We start from the raw sequence: 17565 nt of genomic DNA on the forward strand, positions 1-17565 counted from the left end.
GCTTACTCGTCCCCAAAACGTCATGCTATTCCACACCACTTTCGGGAATTTTTCCTTTTAATAACCCGTTACTCTAAACCACAACTACCAGAGAAATAAAGAAAAAACCGTTATGTCGTTTTTCGCTCATTTATTAAAAACACCAAATCGGCATACAAATGAATCTGGTGTTTTTCACGCAAGCCAAACAAAAAAGCCAGCATAAGCTGGCTCCAAAACACAAAAATAAATGTCGTTCTAACTAAAAACTACTTCCCCTGCCTAGCAGCCAGCTTTTCCAACTGCTCATCAGTAGCAGGAAGCTGATGCTTTTCCTTCCACTCTGAATACGGCATTTTGTATACCACTTCACGTGCGGCTTCGTAGTCGATATCAGCGCCCTGCTCGCTTGCAGCGGCCGAATACCATTTCGCCAAACAGTTACGGCAGAAATCCGCCAAAATCATCAGGTCGATGTTCTGAACGTCTTTGTTCGCGTCTAGGTGTTCTACTAAGCGGCGGAATACCGCTGCTTCTACTTCGGTTTGCGTTTGCTTATCCATTTTCAAATACCTCTAAAAAAGCGCTTTTCGTTATGGTTTGAATATGTGTATTAACGAGTAAAACCCAACCCGTTACCTCTTTTAAAACCTAAAACGAAAAAAGGGAGCCAAGCTCCCTTTTTACTTAAACATATCTAACTAGGTTTAAAACCTAATTGCTATTACTCTGCGTCGTCAGACTTAGGCGCAGGCTTTTCTAGAAGCTCTTTAATGCTTAAACGTACACGGTTCTGGCGGTCGATTTCCATAACCTTAACGTCAACCATTTCACCTTCTTTAAGGTAGTCAGTAACCTTGTTCACACGCTCGTGAGCGATTTGTGAAATATGAACAAGACCTTCTTTACCTGGAAGTACTTCTACAAACGCACCGAAGTCTACAATACGTGTAATCTTACCGTTGTAAGTCTTACCAACTTCAATTTCAGCCGTTACTTGCTCAATCTTGCTAATAGCGATGTCTGCTTTCGCACGCTCTGTCGCGAAGATTTTGATAGTACCGTCGTCTTCAATCTCGATGTTAGTGTCAGACTCTTCAGTAATTTGACGGATCATTGCGCCGCCTTTACCGATAACGTCACGAATCTTGTCTTGGTCAATCTTCATTGTGTAAATGCGTGGAGCAAATTCACTTAGCTCTTCACGGTGACCACCAATCGCTTCGTCCATTACTTTAAGAATGTGCAAACGTGCTTCTTTTGCTTGTTTAAGCGCAATTTGCATGATTTCTTTAGTAATACCTTCAATCTTAATGTCCATTTGAAGTGCAGTAATACCGTCGGTAGTACCCGCTACTTTAAAGTCCATGTCGCCAAGGTGATCTTCGTCACCAAGGATGTCTGAAAGTACAACAAAGTTGTCGTCACTCTTAACTAGGCCCATTGCGATACCCGCAACCGACGCTTTAATTGGAACACCCGCATCCATAAGCGCTAGTGAAGTACCACATACCGACGCCATTGAAGATGAACCGTTTGATTCTGTGATTTCAGAAACCACACGTACTACGTACGGGAATTCTTCTTCACTTGGCATTACTGCTTGAATACCACGCTTCGCTAGACGACCGTGACCAATTTCACGACGCTTAGGCGAACCAATCATACCGGTTTCACCAACACAGTATGGAGGGAAGTTGTAGTGAAGCATGAAACGGCTGTCGCGCTTACCTTGAAGCTCGTCAATCATCTGTGCATCACGCTCTGTACCTAAAGTAGCAGCAACAATTGCCTGTGTTTCACCACGGGTAAATAGTGCAGAACCGTGAGTACGAGGAAGAATGCCCGTTGCTACGTCTAGCGCACGAATCATTGCAGGCTCACGACCGTCGATACGTGGCGCGCCAGAAAGGATGCGTGAACGTACTACGTCAGACTCAAGTTCGTGAAGAAGGTCTAGTACTTCTTTCTTGTCTTGTTCTTCGTCTTCAGCAAGGATAGCTTCTAATGCCTTTTCAGTGGCTGCAGTTACCGCGTCTTTACGCTCTAACTTGTCAGAAATCTGGTAAGCCGCTGTCATTTCAGCTTCAGCTAGTGCTTTAACTTTGTCTTTAAGCGCAGTGTTTTCTGCTTCTGGTGCCCAGTCCCACTTCTCAGTGCCAACTTCAGCAGCAAACTCGTTCACTGCCTTAACAACAGTTTGAAGTTGCTCGTGACCGAACATTACCGCACCTAGCATAGTATCTTCAGAAAGCACGTCAGCTTCTGATTCAACCATAAGTACTGCACCTTCAGTACCCGCAACAACAAGGTCAAGCTGGCTTTCAGCTTGCTCTTCTGCGCGTGTATTTAGAATGTATTCACCGTTGCTATAACCTACACGAGCCGCACCAATTGGGCCGTTGAAAGGAATACCAGAGATAGCAAGGGCTGCTGACGTACCAATCATAGAGATGATGTCTGTAGGGATATCTGGGTTAGCAGACATTACAGTAACAACAACCTGTACTTCGTTTTTGAAACCTTCTGGGAATAATGGGCGAATTGGGCGGTCGATAAGACGCGCAGTCAATGTTTCGCCTTCAGATGGACGGCCTTCACGCTTGAAGAAACCACCTGGGATTTTACCCGCAGCGTATGCTTTTTCTTGGTAGTTAACTGTTAGAGGGAAGAAGTCTTGATCTGGCTTGGCTTCTTTTTTACCAACTACTGTTACCAGTACAGACGTATCGTCCATGCTCGCAAGAACCGCAGCTGTTGCCTGACGAGCAATTACACCCGTCTCTAGAGTTACAGTATGCTGTCCATACTGAAATGATTTAGTAATAGGAGTCACTATTTGTCCTTTAATTTCAATCTTTATTTTATCGCTTTTAAACGCGGCGCATAGTATAGCTTTGAAGTGGCATTAATACCATTCCCAAATTTAGCGCTGCGAGGAATTTGTTGCGTTATTCGTTGTGTATTTATCCACGTTCATTGCAACATGACTATATGAAATATCTGTGAAATTTCAATATTTGGCTATATTTTCATCATATTGACACAAAACGGCGTATGCTAGAACAAAAAGCAAACAAAACAGAAATATAAAAACACCTACAGAGCTACATATAAAGAGGCAAGATTAACCACAACAAGAACGTCTAATATTAGTGTGCTAAAGGAGATAACCATGTTGGTACTTCGACTTAACAAAGCAGGCATGCCACAAGAGTGGATAGATGTTGAACAAGCCGCCAAGCTTTACAGTCAGGACAAGGTGCTATTTGAGCTAGGTAGCGACGCTATCACGCTTAGAGGAGGCTGGAATCATGAAGGGCTGCAAAGCCAGCTAACGCTGGCTAGTATTATCGCATGTGATGGCAAGGTAACCGATTTGTCAGGTAAAGTTGCGTTAACTAATCGCTATTTATTTAGGCGTGATAGTTATTTATGTCTTTATTGTGGCAGTAAGTTTACGCCAAAGCAGCTTACCCGAGACCATATTATCCCCCGCTCTCGCGGCGGTAAAGACACTTGGACAAATGTTGCCTCTGCGTGTCAGCGTTGCAATCACGCTAAAGCAGATAAAACGCCAGAAGAAGCCAATATGCCTCTTCTTGCTGTGCCATTTAGGCCGAATGTTTACGAACGTTTTTATTTGATGAACAGGCGGATACTGGCTGATCAGATGGCTTTTTTAGAAGGGCATTTTTCTCATAAACGGAACTGGACGTGTCAATACTAGCGCAGTAAACACATGTTATTCATACAGTGTGCGTACTGCGCTAGCGCTATGTTCTACTATAGCCCAGTGCTTGTGGTTGTTTGTTGCTCTGTGGTAGCTGCTTGCTGAATATTGTTCGCATTTAAATCGCTTTGCTGTTGCATAAGCGATGCTTGCTCTTCTTTCTGTGCTCTAAACCACAAACTCAACCAATCTGAACACATTTTATGCTCTAGTTCATGCGCTTCGGCTGTCGGGCAAAACAAGCTTACCTTCACTACTACTTTGGCAAGTTCATTGGTTTTAATCTCAACCTCTGGGTCAATGCGAATAAACTCTTGGTCGAGATGCCGTTCGATTAATCCTTTATAACGCTCTGCAACATCGCGGAAATATTCGCAGTGCGCTTGTGCTCTGGCATGGAAAGCTGGCAGTAAGCTGTAAGCATTTACCGTCGGCTCATTAACAATTTCAAAGGAGTGTAGGCGGTAACGGCGCATAAAGTTTAGGTTGCGAACGGTTTGGGTAACAAGTTGGCTGTTTGGCACATACACGTGCTTACCCGTGTAGTTGAAGCTTTCTGGGTCTACTTCAAGTAAGGCGGTTTTTGCCCAATCCATTTCTACCACTTCACCAATAATATTATTCATTTGGATCCAATCTCCTACCCTGAATGGCCTTGCGCCCAAGTAGTAGATGAACCCCATAAAACATTGAATAAACTCGCGGGTAGCAAGTACAATTGCAACCATAAACGCAGCAATTGAAATAGCCAGTGTTTGTATTTCAGAGCTCCATACCATCATTAACACTATGATAATGAAAGCATTGCCCAACTGCTCTAATATATTTATTTGATTTCGACGGTCTTCTCCGCGCTGCGAACTAATGCGTCTTATAAGTAGCAATACCCCTTTTTTAGTGAAATGCAGTACAATCAAAAGCACTAACGATGTCAGCAGCTTGTACTCGCTCGCAAAAACGATAAGCTGTTGCCATAACTGCGCGGGGTCTATCACTATCTCCATGTAAGCTCCGTTTGTGCTTGGGGTAAATCTTTGAATAGGCGAAAAAAAGCGCCGACGAATGTCAGCGCTTATCATTATGAAGCATGTAAACTCACGGCACAATGCCGACCAGTTATTGCTTAACGTTATTATTCACGAATTTGACCCTCACCATTTACTAAGTACTTCTCTGAAGTTAGCGACTCTAAGCCCATTGGGCCATAAGCGTGAAGCTTAGTCGTTGCAATACCAATCTCTGCACCTAGGCCCAACTGACTGCCATCAGAGAAGCGTGATGAAGCGTTAACCATCACAACACTTGCATCTATTGCACGCTGGAAAAGCTTACCTTTCTCGGCGTCTTCAGTAATGATAACTTCGGTGTGGTTACTGCCGAATTGCGCAATATGCTCAACCGCTGCGTCAAAATCATCAACCACACGGATAGCAATCTCTAAACCAAGGTACTCTTCGCCGTAGGCATCCTCAGCGATAACATCGGCACCTTCAAAGTACTGACTGCCTTTTTCATTTACGTGAACCGTTACGCCTTTTTCTTTAAAGGCATCTGCCACTTTGGGTAAAAAGTCACCTGCCACTGCTTGGTGCACAACTAGGCCTTCTAACGCGTTACACACGCCTGTACGCTGTGTCTTACCGTTTAGCAGTATCGCTAATGCTTTATCTAAATCCGCATCTTTATCAACATACAAGTGACACACACCTTTAAAGTGCTGAATAACCGGCACTTTAGCGTTATCCGTCACGTAATTAATAAGGCCTTCACCACCACGTGGGATTATCACGTCAATGTAATCACGCTGTTCCATTAACTCTTGCATAAGTGCGCGGTCTGGGTTCGGCACAACAGTAACAAGGGCCTTCGGTAGATTGTGCTTTTCAAGCACATCCTGCATTAGTTGTGCAATCGCCAAACTCGTATCGAGTGCTTCTTTACCACCACGTAATATTACTGCATTGCCCGATTTGAAGCACAGTGCGCCAGCATCGGCAGTAACATTAGGTCGTGCTTCATATATCATGCACACAACACCTAAAGGAATGCGCATTTTTTTGATTTCGATACCATTTGGACGAGTACCGATAACACGCTCTTTACCTACAGGATCATCAAGTTCTACGATAACCTCAATGCCTTCAGCCATGCCTTCGATACGCTCATCATTCAGGATTAAGCGGTCGATCATTGCTGCATCTAAATTATTTTCTTTTGCTCGTTCTACTTCTTTTTCATTTACTTCAATGATCTTACTTTTGTTTGCACGAATTGCCGCTGCCATATCGGTGAGTACCGCGTTTTTCTGGCTCTCACTTAAAATTGCCAGTGTACGTGCAGCTTTTTTTGCCTGTTGTGCTAACTCTGTAATAATACTCATTCTTTCTCCAAATTTGCTATGTGCTGATCAGAAATGATTGGCCCTGTTTTTTCTTCGAACTCGTGGGCGAAGTCGTCATTTTCCTGATTAGCAATAAAATTCAATAAACAACTACTGTAATTCGATTTTGCTTTTACCAATTTAGTGCCGTCTTCTTTACGCACTAAAATTGTATCGCCTACCGAAAACTCACCTTTAACGTCGATGATTTCACTACTCGTAAGTTGTTCAGCGTCGCCAGCTAAAGAGGCATCGAAATCCCCTTCCACAATTACTTCACCTTGCGCATTTGACGTATGGCGCATCCAATGCACGTTTTCTTGCATTGGTTTGGCGTGTGGTTTGAAATGCGTTCCAGGGTTTTCACCCGCAAGAAGCATATTAAACGACAACTCAGTAAAGCCATTAATAATATATGTATCTATACCATGCGAAACGGCTTTTTCGGCTGCTTCAATTTTAGTGCGCATGCCGCCAGTTCCTACCCCGCCTTTAACAGCGCCGCCGGCCATGTCATAAATACTCTGGTCGATAGTTTCCACAGACTTAAGCATTTTGGCATCGTCAAATTCATGTGGATTCTTATCATATAACCCGTCGATGTCCGAACAGATTATTAATGCATCTGCTTCAGCAGCAGACGCCACCATTGCCGATAAATTGTCATTATCACCCACTTTTAGCTTGTCGGTGGTAACAGTATCGTTTTCGTTCACGATTGGCAGAATGTTGTTATCTAACAAGCTAAAAATCGTTTCACGAATACTGACGTAACGCTCTCTATCTCGTAGGTCAGCGTGCGTTAAAAGCATTTGCGCAGAAGGAAAGTCAAACAACCTATCCCATGTGGCAATCATTTCTGTTTGTCCTGCTGCCGCCATCGCTTTTTTAACTGCAATGTTGGTTTTCTCTTGTTCTGGAAACAGGTGCGCTCCCGCTGCAACCGAACCAGAAGACACAAGCACAACTTGTGTACCGTTAGCTCGGCATCGCACAATAAACTGTGCAATGCTCAGTAAATAGTGACTGCTACAACCTTGCTGGTTGGGCGATATTAGTGCACTACCTACTTTGATGACTACGCGTTTCCAATTAGGATGACTCATAATAAACTTTTTAACCTTAAGATTGTTGATTCGCTAATTCTTCACCGGCTTGCGCAAACGTTGCCTGTACGTTTTTAGATGGGTTTTCACCGAAGCGACTTACCAAATAAAGCGTTAACGTACTTACCGCAAACCCTGGAATAATTTCATAAATAACGCTGCTTAACGTTTTACCGTCAGCCAGAACCGGGGCATATATCCAAAACAATACAGTGACTGCGCCACTGATCATGCCTGCCATCGCCGCTCTTGCTGTTAGGTCCTTTTTATACAGACAAAACAGGACTAATGGACCAAACGCGGCACCAAAACCTGCCCAAGCGTTACTTACCAAAGATAAAATTGTATTCGATGCGTCCATGGCCAATAGCAATGCTGCAACTGCAACGCCTGCTACACCATAACGCCCTATTGTTACCGTTTGCTTCTCACTTAGCGCTTGCTGCGACGATTTCTTACTCATCATCACGCGATAAATGTCTTCGGTTAACGAACTCGCACTTACTAAAAGCTGCGAAGAAATCGTACTCATAATCGCTGCTAAAATAGCTGCCATTAAAAAACCGCTAATTAGTGGGTGAAACAGTAACTGTGAAAAAATAATAAATATGGTTTCAGGATCATCAACCGCTAGCCCAAATTGATTCGCGTAAGCAATGCCCACGAACCCTGTCGCTAACGCACCAATAATCGTCACCGTCATCCATGACATACCAATATTTCTCGCCGTGCTGATCGCGTTTACCGAGCGAATAGCCATAAAACGTACGATAATATGTGGCTGACCAAAGTAGCCCAACCCCCAGCCTAAGCTCGACAATAAACCCACCACGGTCAACGTTTTCAATGACTCGGAAAAATTAGGTACAGATTGATAAGCCGCGCCTGTCATCTGCGAAACGCTATCGAATTCACTGAACGCCACAATAGGTACTAGCACCAATGCGACAAACATAATGCAGCCTTGAACAAAGTCAGTCAGACTTACTGCTAAAAAGCCGCCCAATAAGGTGTAAGAAACCACTACACCCAGCGTTATAAATAAGCCTAACTGATAATCCACAGAAAACGCGCTTTCAAAAAGCTTGCCCCCTGCTACCAACCCGGCTGATGTGTAGAGCGTGAAAAACAAAACAATGATGACTGCAGATACTATACGCAAGCTTGAATTAGGCGTATTAAATCGCTTCGCGAAAAACTCGGGTACAGTCAACGAATCGTCCGCTACTTCTGTATATACGCGAAGCTTCGGCGCGACTAATAAATAATTTGCCAAGGCACCTGCAACGAGCCCAATCGCTATATAAACAGCGTCGAACCCTGTTAAGTACATTGCCCCCGGCAAACCCATTAACATCCAACCTGACATGTCAGACGCACCAGCTGAAAGTGCAGTTACTTGAGGGCTTACTTGCCGCCCACCTAAAATATAGCCAGAAATATCACTGGTTGACTGGCGATAGGCAAACAACCCTATTCCCAACATCGCTAAAAAATACACAGCCAGCGACAGGTAACTTTCCATTGGCATAATGTTTAATGTTTCCTCTATTACTATCAAAATCTCTTTAATGATTCTTTGTCTTGCCGCTAAAGCAATGAAGAGGTGCTTATTTATAAGCACTCTCTCGCAGCCTCATAAATAAAAAGGGCGAGACTTGCACAATGCTGTTCGCCCTCGACGATTAACTAGCTTCTGTAATTTAGAAGCAAATTAAATCGAACAATAATCATTAGAGTTCTAATAATATAAGGATTTGAAAAAAAATTTCAAGTTTGATTTTTAAACAAATAGATTTAACACGCTCTTAGCTCGTTTTAGAGGTAAGTAATGTTTCACAATAAAACTGAACCCAATATATTTATATATTCACTATTTTTCAGATAGATACAAAATCCAAATCAGTCATGAAACAATATAACTTTGCATCGATATGACCTAATTCGGCCTACTTTACGTCTTACTGAAACATTTTCACTTAAAACCCGTTACTGAACGCTATCAGTAGAAATAACATTCAAAAGAAGCTTTTCTACGGGCAGTAAGTGATCAAGCTGCACACAATCTTCATTGTTAAGCGCATTTAGCTTCTCGATAAGTTCGTTGAAGGATTCTGGGGAGGAATACACACTAAATAGCTTCGGATGAATATAATATTTTCTGCAAACAGCGGGGGTATTACCAAGCTCTGCAGAAACGGTTTTACTTAAAGTACTTTCCCATTTTTTAGTTCGAGAATTTGCCACCTGCTCGTGAACGTTAGGCATAACTGTTAGCGCAAAGCGACTAGATGCCCAGGTTCTGAAGTCTTTACAACTGAATTGCTCACCCAATTCACGATGAATAAAAGCATTTACATCTTCGCTGGATACATCGCTCCATTGATTATTTGGCCCCTGGTAGCGGAACAAACAGTAACCCTGCTGTTGGGCGCAATCACAAATAAGTGAAGCCAGTTCTGGATCGTTCACTTTTAACGTACGCGGTTTGCCATGTTTCCCTACATAAGCCAACTCTACGCTGTCATCGCATTGGGCCTGAATGTGCTTTCGCCTCAGTGTGGTTAAACCGTATGTGTTGTTTTCTTTACTGTACTGAGCATTCCCCACTCTCGCTCCTGTATAGTCAAGTAGCAAACACACTAGTGCACATGCTCTCTCTAGCGTCCATGAGGGCTTTTCAACCAAAGTTTGGCAATGTTTGCGAAACTTAGGTAAAGCATTACCAAAAGCAACTAACCTTTTAAACTTCTCTACCTGTTGTTGCTCGTGCCATTTCTCATGGTAGATGTATTGCTTTCGTCCTTTTTCGTCATAGCCTGTCGCCTGCACGCTGGCTTTACTGTCGCGACTAATAAAGGTATCTTGCCAGTTAGGTGGAATTACGAGCTTTTTAATTCTCTTTATTACCCGTTCGCTCGACACTTTTCGTCCACTCGCGTAACGGTTGTAGAAACGTTTATTCCCACAGGCAATTCGCTTGATGGATAAGTGGCAATCATCCGAATAAACATTGCAGTAGCCCTTCGTCCGTGCTGTCAAAGCATTCTCCATATTCTTTGTTGAGATTTACAACACCCTTCAAACATGCGTGTTATTTTTCTGACTGAATAAAATTACAGTTAAAAAGAAAGAAATGATCACCTAACGTTGTCAGGTTACTTCACCGTTATCCAAAGATTCTTGGCTGTGTAACCTTTTTCAGCGCCGTGTAAGATTGTCACACTACCGCAATATTTATAGTGCGCGCCCCCTTGATGACAATAGTCTAAATTGAAATATGTACTAAAAAGATATGCCTCAGCCTTGTCTAACAACCTTGTAATACTCATGAAAACCTTCGTTAATTCATAGTGATAGCTTCAGCACTCTAGCTTTTAACCTTGATGGAAAGCACATTTAAACACCACCCGGAATACTACTTGAATACTTATCTTCAATAATCGTATGAATTCATGTGCTTGGATGGATTACCGGGCACAAAATTGAATGTAGAAGTTGAGCTGTTGAGCGTCACTAACTTAAGCTGGGTGAGCTCTTAAACTGACTGAGAGGAATTAAGATGACTATCGAAAACTCAAAGAACACGAACATAAAGAAGAATGACGATAACGGAACCGAAAATTTAAGAGCCAAGATCGTCTCTGATAAAGAACTTCAGGTTGCCGCTATTTTTCCTTCAAAAGAAAAAGCGAGGGAAGCGATTGATGTGGTTAAAGGTCAAACATCAATAGAAAGCGCTCAGATAGAAATTGTTGAGGCAAAAGATCCACGCATGAGCGAAAAGCTGGAACGCAAAAGTGAATCAATTGGGAAAAGAATGTGGTCGTCACACTTACTGCTGGGTTTTATCGGGCTAGCGGTGGGCCTAATTGCTGCGTTTCTACTCACGCAATTCGGCCCTGCACTTACGAAGCAAAATCCTTTATTTACCTATATTGCGTTAATTAGCCCAGGCTTATTCATCGGCTTATTTATCGCAGGATTAATGGGTCTTAGGCCAGATAGAAACGAAGTAATTCAGACCGTTAGGCATGCTGTGCGATATGGTAAAGTGGCACTTGTTATCAATTTAAAGAAATCTCAGTCTGCTTCTAAATTGTCTTCGTTGCTTCGCCAACATTCAGACAAAGTCGTCGAGTCTATTCGATAAAAAGTTAAAATACCTGTAATAAGCAGGGGCAGATAGTTAGAGTATGATAGTGTACACAACGCAAAAGCGAACGTGTTCAGCAAACAATTCTGAGAGGCGATGCATATAGTGATATGTGTATTGCCCTTTCGCATTTTGTATTCCTTATTGTTTAAAGACACCGAGTACTGATTGTATGGACTTAATTTTTTTTGACTTGGACGGGACTCTTTTAAATAAGTCTTCCCAAATCTCGACATTTACCAGAGAAACGCTGGGTTTACTTAGCGAAAAGGACATTGCGTTTACCGTCGCAACCGGACGTACTATGCATTCAGCGCAATTTGTACTGGAAGGCCAGTCGTTCGTACTACCTCATATTTACAATAATGGGGTCGCTATATGGGATCCAACCGGTAACGCGTTAACGTTAGAGAACCTTCTTGCGCCAAGCGAAGTAAACCTTATCGTCGAATATGCGGTTAAAAACAACATCACACCGTTTATCAATACAGTGAATTTGGAAAGCCCTGAGCACGAACATATTATTTATTATCCAACGCCAAAACATCTGATAGAGCGAAACTTGATAGACAAGTACTTCTCCAGAACTAAAGCCAGACTGGCGCCTATCGAAGAGCTACCCGCGGCGGCTCACATCACAAATATCAGTATGATTGGCGATGCGACACTCGTTTACGATATTTACCAGCAGTTAAATAATCACGATGAGTTAATTGCATACTCCGGACCAGCCATCGAAGGCGACGAATACCGCTGGATGGACGTTCATCATAAATTGGCAAGCAAAGGAAGTGCAGTTGAACTTTTGCGAAATCAGTTGGGTGCAAGTAATGTGATTTGTTTCGGCGATAGTGACAATGATTTAAGCATGTTCGAATTGGCTGACGAGGCTTATGCGCCCGCTAATGCGAAACCTTATATTAAAGAAGCTGCAACGTCTGTTATCGGTCATCACGATGAAGATGGAATTGCTCGTTTCCTTCGAGAGCGTTTTTCGCTCTAGCACAGCATTCTCTAGCACATCTCAACAAAGGCTACATCACGTAGCCTTAAAGTTTAATACCGCGTTCACGTAATTAAAGGTTCTACCAATCTATGGATTTTCTGTCTTTCAAGAACTGACCGTGAGGGCCACCCTCTTCCATAGTAGCTAACCAAATTGCCGTGTCAGCCCCCTCTTCAGGTGTTTTAGGCGCATCACTCCCTCCCATTCTGGTGTGGACCCAGCCTGGTGTCATACTGTTTACTGTAACGTCTAAAGGCTCGCCGTTTGCTGCCTCGTCAACCGCCGCTGCCATCTTTACCGTTAGTGCGTTAACGGCTGCTTTCGAGATGGCATAGCTAAAAGGCCCTTTTAGTTCCTCTGCAAAGCTTCCATAGCTAGAACTTACGTTAATGATCCGTCCGAAACCGCGTTCAATCATTTGAGGTAGGGTTTGTTGAATGAGCGTTAGCGGAGCATAAACGTTGACTTGCATTGACTTTGCTAGCGACTCTGCGGTTACCTCTTGCCATAGAGTATCGTCTAATACGCCTGCATTATTTATTAGAATATCTATTGGTCCAAACACTGCCTCGGCGCGCACAAAAGCGTCGACGATGGCTGTTTCATTATCAAGCGGCATTTCGATAACGTGCAAATCTCCACCCACAAGTTCCTTCTTTGCTTCAAGCCCTGATTCCTCATCACGGCATCCCATTAGCACTTTGTACCCTTTAGACAACATTCCTTTTACTATTTCGAAACCGATGCCACGATTACCACCAGTTACCAATACATTTTTCGTCATACCAATACACTCCTTGCATTTACGTTTCGACTTGGGTTGCCTCGAAACGGTTGGATAAATAAAAGCACAGTGGGAATACCACACTCCATACTAGTGCTATGAAAATGTAAGCAAGTAGAAGATCAACGCCAAGCTCTACCGCTCCAAACTTTGCGCCAGCAATATAGCTAAGTGGAGCAAAAACAGCGCCACCAATTGATGCCAGTATTAATCGCCCCTTAAAGACCATCATGCTGTGATAGATGGTTCCTGCAAAAGCCACCCAGAGCAGACTTAACCAAATCGGAATGGGCCAAAACGTTATCAACGCTTCAGACTCGTCAAAAATAAACAGCCCGCTCTGCGTCAGCGCAGCATCAACAAAAGTGCCTAACAAGAATATGGTTCCCATAAGCTTTGCATCTTCTAAGCGCTTGGGAGAAAGAAAGAACCACAACACAATTAGAGCAAGCACGGGTATGACGGCTTGGTTCTGAAATAGAATCACTAGCCACCAAATTCCCTGAAACCACGCAAAGTTTATTACCTTAAATACTGCACTATTTTTCATTACTAACGCTCATAGATTTACTACAAAAGCATACGTACCCATTTAATTCTAAGTTCATCTAGCAACAGTAAAAGTAAACGAAAACATAAGAGTGAAAGTATAGATGCATACACTGTTCGCTTTTTTTAACAACAAAGGATGTGTTAATTGTGAAAATGGTAAAGTATTACGTGCTAGGCGCAATTTTATCGTTAGTTTTAACGGTATTTGTTACCGGTGTTCTTTTGAAATTATTGTTTGGATGGACTGCATTTTCACTTATCGCTGTGAGCAGTGCTTATTTGCTTAACTATCCAAGTCTGTTTAGAAAGCGTGAAGATGGCTCTATTCCATTTTATATACGATGGATTTTTGTACCTTTTCTTTTGGGGTCATGGCTTTACAACGAGTATGCACGCAGAAACGATAAAGTCCCCCCGCTTCAAAAAATTGAGCCACACCTGTTTTTAGGGTGTCGCATGTCTAATACGCATGTAGCGCTGCTAAATGAGAATCAAATTGACGCTATTCTCGACGTTACGGCTGAATTCGACGGTCTTGATTGGACTGCGTATCAAGAAGATTATCGATATCTGAATATACCGGTACTCGACCATACCAGCCCAACCTCAGAACAGTTGGTGCTTGCCATTAATTGGCTCAACCAACAAATTTCTGAAGGTAAAAACGTGGTGGTTCACTGTGCACTTGGTCGAGGTCGTTCAGTATTGGTTGTCGCAGCCTATTTGTTAGCTAAAGATCCTAAACTTAGTGTTGATGATGCGCTCAAACAAATAAACAAAATACGCCAAACTGCTCGCCTTAATAAGCGCCAACTCGCCTCACTACAGCAAGTAAGAGATGGCGGTTTACTCTCTTTAGAAAAGACGCTGACGCTGATTGTTAATCCTGTCGCAGGTGGCGGAAAGTGGTCGCAATATAAAGAAGACGTGCTATCTCGCCTGAATGAAAAATTTAAAGTAACTGTCAAAGAAACAACGCCCGAAGTTGACGGAAAAATGCTGGCTAAAGAAGCGAGAGATGAAGGCACTGACATCATTGTTGCTTGTGGCGGAGACGGTACTCTTACAGAGGTTGCTTCAGCCTTAATTAATACTAACGTCACCATGGGAATAATCCCTTTTGGAACAGCAAATGCGCTTAGCCAAGTTCTTCATGGTTATATCAGCAAAGTCATGCCCATCAGTACAGCCTGCGATATCATTATTGATGGGGCTACGTTAAAAATAGACACCGCCACGTGTAATGACAAAGTCATGCTTTTAGTCGCGGCTGTGGGATTTGAAGAGAAGATGATTTCCGCAGCAGATAGAGAAGAAAAGAATGTGGGCGGACAGTTTGCTTATTTAAAAGGGCTATGGGATGCAATTTCAAATAATGGAAGCATGACGTTTGACGTAGCAATTGAAGACAACGAGCCTGAGCGCTTTCAAACTCCTAGTTTCGTTATCGCCAATGCAGCCCCAATGACAACGGCGTTAGCCCAAGGTGCAGCACAACCCGATATAACTGACGGTAAATTAGATATAACGTGGCTGTTGCCACAAACCTCTTCTGACAAACAATTTCAATCTTTAGCGGAATTGGTTTTTAGCCCGGTAGAATCAAAAAAGGAGTCAGACTCTATACGTCACAAACAAGCGTCCAGTCTCACGTTGACGTTCGATAAACCCACCGCTTACGCAGTAGATGGTGAAATTTATGAAGACCAATCTCTCGTCATAAAAACACTCCCTCATAGCCTTACTGTATTAGTAAACCGTGAACAAAAGGATTAAGTAGTTAATGGCACATCAAAGCAACTTCGATGAAATATATTCATTTCTTAACGAAAAATTTGAGGGTGAAAGTGAATACCTTCAAGCGGTACATGAAGTACTTGAAGACATAATTCCCATTTCTAACGCTCATGATGATTACAAAGCATTCGATATCGTTAGGCGAATATGCCTACCCGAGCGCGTTATCTATTTCACGGTTTCTTGGATGAACAGCAAGGGCGAGATTGAGGTTAATCAAGGATGGCGAGTTCAGCACAATTCAGCAATGGGCCCGTACAAGGGTGGCTTGCGTTTCCACCCAACCGTAAATCTCTCCGTACTAAAATTCTTAGCGTTTGAGCAGTGTTTTAAGAACGCACTCACAGGCCTTCCGATGGGTGGAGGTAAAGGTGGTTCTGACTTTAACCCTAAAGGGCGGACGGACAGAGACATTATGCTTTTCTGTCAATCTTTTATGCGTGAGCTACAAAGGCATATTGGTGCTAACACTGACGTACCTGCTGGCGACATCAACGTAGGTGCGCGAGAGATTGGTTATTTATACGGCGAGTACCGAAGACTCAATAACAGGTTTGAGGGTGTGTTAACTGGAAAAGGCTTAGAATTTGGTGGAAGCTACGTTCGCACCGAAGCTACAGGCTTTGGTCTTATCTATTTTCTAGAGGCCGTTTGCAAACATCAAGATTCGCATATTGACGGTAAAACAATTGCTGTTTCTGGCGCAGGCAACGTTGCATTGCACGCTGCGTTAAAAGCTACGGAGAAAGGCGGGAAAGTAGTCACGCTTTCAAATAGTCGTGGTTTATTGCACAACGAAAAGGGATTGAACGATACAGCCATTAAGTGGGCAATTGAGAACCACGCATCTCGTAATAATATACTTAAAGACATGGCTGAAAATGACATGGGAACTTGGGTAGATAATAAAAAACCATGGCACATTGCATGTGATGTTGCCCTACCCTGCGCTACGCAAAATGAGCTTACCGAAGATGATGCTAGAGCATTGCTAGACAATGGATGCAGCATGGTGCTAGAGGGAGCAAATATGCCGTGTACGAATAAAGCTCAGGCCCTTTTTATTGAAGAAAAAATAACGTATGTCCCTGGTAAAGCCTCCAATGCCGGTGGCGTTGCCTTATCTGGCTTGGAAATGGGGCAAAATGCCATGTTTAATCAACGTGAGGCTGACGTACTCGACGAGCAACTCTACTCCATTATGACGAGTATTCACGAACGATGTGTTTCTGAAGGCAAAGCGGAAGGTGACTTCATTAACTACATGAAAGGTGCAAATATTGCCGCCTTCCGTCGACTCGCGGACGCAATGGTCGCACAAGGCGTCTAACTCAATACTTCGGTCGCTGGAATTACGCTACTCATTACGCAGTTTTAGCGGCCATATATGGGCGTGTACAACGTGAATTTATCGGAAAAGTTTTTGTAAAAATTGCGCTCTAAATATCAAAACGTCGAGGAATTGTTTCTTTCGAACAAAAAATCTATTAAAAATCATAATCTAACGAAGCTTGAACACATGGAATAGAAATAGCATTACTGAAAGTAGTAATTAACTATTTGGGGATATATCCATGAAAATTTTTGAAGCATTGCGTCAAGATCATGAAAAACAGCGTCTGTTATTGAAAATTCTTGCAGAAACAAGTGGTAACACAGCTGCACGCAGAGAATATTATTTAGAGCTTAAAACGCAGTTGGAAAGTCACGCCATTGCAGAAGAGCGTCATTTCTACACCCACCTTTTAGAAAAAGATGCCGCGGTTGATTTGACTCGCCATGGTATTGCAGAACACCACGAAATCGATGAGCTTCTAGAGAAATTAGATGAAACAGACATGAGTTCACCGGCATGGCTACGCCATTTAAAAAACCTGCAGGAAAAAGTTGAGCATCATTTAGCTGATGAAGAGCAAGAGTTTTTCCAAGTTGCAGGAAAAGTGCTAAACGACAGCCAAAAAACAAGGTTGGCAAAAGAATACAGAGAAGAGATGAACAAAGAACTGGATGCCGAAAAACTCACGGTGTAGCCATAATGGAAAACGGAAACAAGCAGTTTCATTTATACCAGT

The 17565-nt window shown here is 42.9% G+C and carries 15 protein-coding genes; 6 read left to right on the forward strand and 9 right to left on the reverse strand.

Annotation, left to right across the window (positions count from 1 at the left end; genetic code table 11):
- Nucleotides 1-248: 248 nt before the first annotated feature.
- Nucleotides 249-542, reverse strand: coding sequence for a DUF1244 domain-containing protein (locus GVO62_RS19050; protein WP_012518312.1), 294 nt, complete (start codon nucleotides 540-542; stop codon nucleotides 249-251).
- 161 nt (nucleotides 543-703) lie between these two features.
- A complete protein-coding gene (gene pnp, locus GVO62_RS19055) occupies nucleotides 704-2815 on the reverse strand; it encodes a polyribonucleotide nucleotidyltransferase (protein ID WP_120959449.1) in 2112 nt (703 codons plus the stop codon).
- A gap of 339 nt (nucleotides 2816-3154) precedes the next feature.
- Between pnp and GVO62_RS19060 the strand changes: the two genes are divergently transcribed.
- Complete coding sequence (locus GVO62_RS19060; RefSeq protein ID WP_159120596.1) at nucleotides 3155-3709, forward strand: HNH endonuclease; 555 nt, start codon at nucleotides 3155-3157, stop codon at nucleotides 3707-3709.
- Nucleotides 3710-3765: 56 nt separating this feature from the next.
- Here GVO62_RS19060 and GVO62_RS19065 read toward each other — a convergent pair whose 3' ends face one another.
- The 5 genes from GVO62_RS19065 to GVO62_RS19085 form a co-directional block, all read right to left on the reverse strand.
- Nucleotides 3766-4716 carry a mechanosensitive ion channel family protein gene (locus GVO62_RS19065; protein WP_159120597.1) on the reverse strand — a complete coding sequence of 317 codons (951 nt, stop codon included), beginning with the start codon at nucleotides 4714-4716 and terminating at the stop codon, nucleotides 3766-3768.
- A gap of 128 nt (nucleotides 4717-4844) precedes the next feature.
- On the reverse strand, nucleotides 4845-6092 hold the full coding sequence (locus GVO62_RS19070) for a glutamate-5-semialdehyde dehydrogenase (RefSeq protein ID WP_159120598.1): 1248 nt from the start codon (nucleotides 6090-6092) through the stop codon (nucleotides 4845-4847).
- Nucleotides 6089-7198 (reverse strand): glutamate 5-kinase, encoded by a 1110-nt coding sequence (gene proB, locus GVO62_RS19075; RefSeq protein ID WP_105931193.1) that lies wholly within the window; start codon nucleotides 7196-7198, stop codon nucleotides 6089-6091. The genes GVO62_RS19070 and proB overlap by 4 nt, the downstream gene beginning before the upstream one ends.
- Nucleotides 7199-7214: 16 nt before the next feature.
- Nucleotides 7215-8729 carry a sodium/proline symporter PutP gene (gene putP / locus GVO62_RS19080; protein ID WP_159120599.1) on the reverse strand — a complete coding sequence of 505 codons (1515 nt, stop codon included), beginning with the start codon at nucleotides 8727-8729 and terminating at the stop codon, nucleotides 7215-7217.
- 458 nt (nucleotides 8730-9187) lie between these two features.
- The gene (locus GVO62_RS19085; RefSeq protein ID WP_236547244.1) at nucleotides 9188-10240 is read right to left on the reverse strand and encodes a DNA topoisomerase IB; all 1053 of its coding nucleotides are present in this window, start codon (nucleotides 10238-10240) and stop codon (nucleotides 9188-9190) included.
- Between the two features lie 520 nt (nucleotides 10241-10760).
- Here GVO62_RS19085 and GVO62_RS19090 point away from each other — a divergent pair.
- Both GVO62_RS19090 and GVO62_RS19095 read left to right on the forward strand, forming a co-directional pair.
- Complete coding sequence (locus tag GVO62_RS19090) at nucleotides 10761-11351, forward strand: hypothetical protein (protein WP_159120601.1); 591 nt, start codon at nucleotides 10761-10763, stop codon at nucleotides 11349-11351.
- A gap of 175 nt (nucleotides 11352-11526) precedes the next feature.
- Nucleotides 11527-12357, forward strand: coding sequence for an HAD family hydrolase (locus GVO62_RS19095; protein WP_159120602.1), 831 nt, complete (start codon nucleotides 11527-11529; stop codon nucleotides 12355-12357).
- Between the two features lie 82 nt (nucleotides 12358-12439).
- On the opposite strand, the gene GVO62_RS19100 is transcribed toward GVO62_RS19095, so the two are convergent.
- Together GVO62_RS19100 and GVO62_RS19105 are read right to left on the reverse strand one after the other, a co-directional pair.
- Nucleotides 12440-13144: an SDR family NAD(P)-dependent oxidoreductase gene (locus tag GVO62_RS19100; protein WP_159120603.1), complete on the reverse strand. Its 705-nt coding sequence runs from the start codon at nucleotides 13142-13144 to the stop codon at nucleotides 12440-12442.
- A gap of 19 nt (nucleotides 13145-13163) precedes the next feature.
- Nucleotides 13164-13694, reverse strand: coding sequence for a DUF2878 domain-containing protein (locus GVO62_RS19105; protein WP_159120604.1), 531 nt, complete (start codon nucleotides 13692-13694; stop codon nucleotides 13164-13166).
- A 149-nt stretch (nucleotides 13695-13843) separates the two neighbouring features.
- On the opposite strand from GVO62_RS19105, the gene GVO62_RS19110 reads away from it, so the two are divergent.
- The 3 genes from GVO62_RS19110 to GVO62_RS19120 all read left to right on the forward strand — a co-directional run bounded on the left by GVO62_RS19110 (nucleotide 13844) and on the right by GVO62_RS19120 (nucleotide 17523).
- Entirely contained in the window at nucleotides 13844-15472 is a 1629-nt protein-coding gene (locus GVO62_RS19110) for a diacylglycerol kinase family protein (protein WP_159120605.1), read from the forward strand.
- Nucleotides 15473-15479: 7 nt separating this feature from the next.
- Entirely contained in the window at nucleotides 15480-16823 is a 1344-nt protein-coding gene (gene gdhA / locus GVO62_RS19115) for an NADP-specific glutamate dehydrogenase (protein ID WP_159120606.1), read from the forward strand.
- Between the two features lie 244 nt (nucleotides 16824-17067).
- On the forward strand, nucleotides 17068-17523 hold the full coding sequence (locus GVO62_RS19120; protein ID WP_159120607.1) for a hemerythrin domain-containing protein: 456 nt from the start codon (nucleotides 17068-17070) through the stop codon (nucleotides 17521-17523).
- The last annotated feature ends 42 nt before the right edge of the window (nucleotides 17524-17565 follow it).

This window comes from Alteromonas sp. KUL150 (assembly GCF_009811475.1).
GTDB classification, from domain to species: Bacteria; Pseudomonadota; Gammaproteobacteria; order Enterobacterales; family Alteromonadaceae; genus Alteromonas; species Alteromonas gracilis.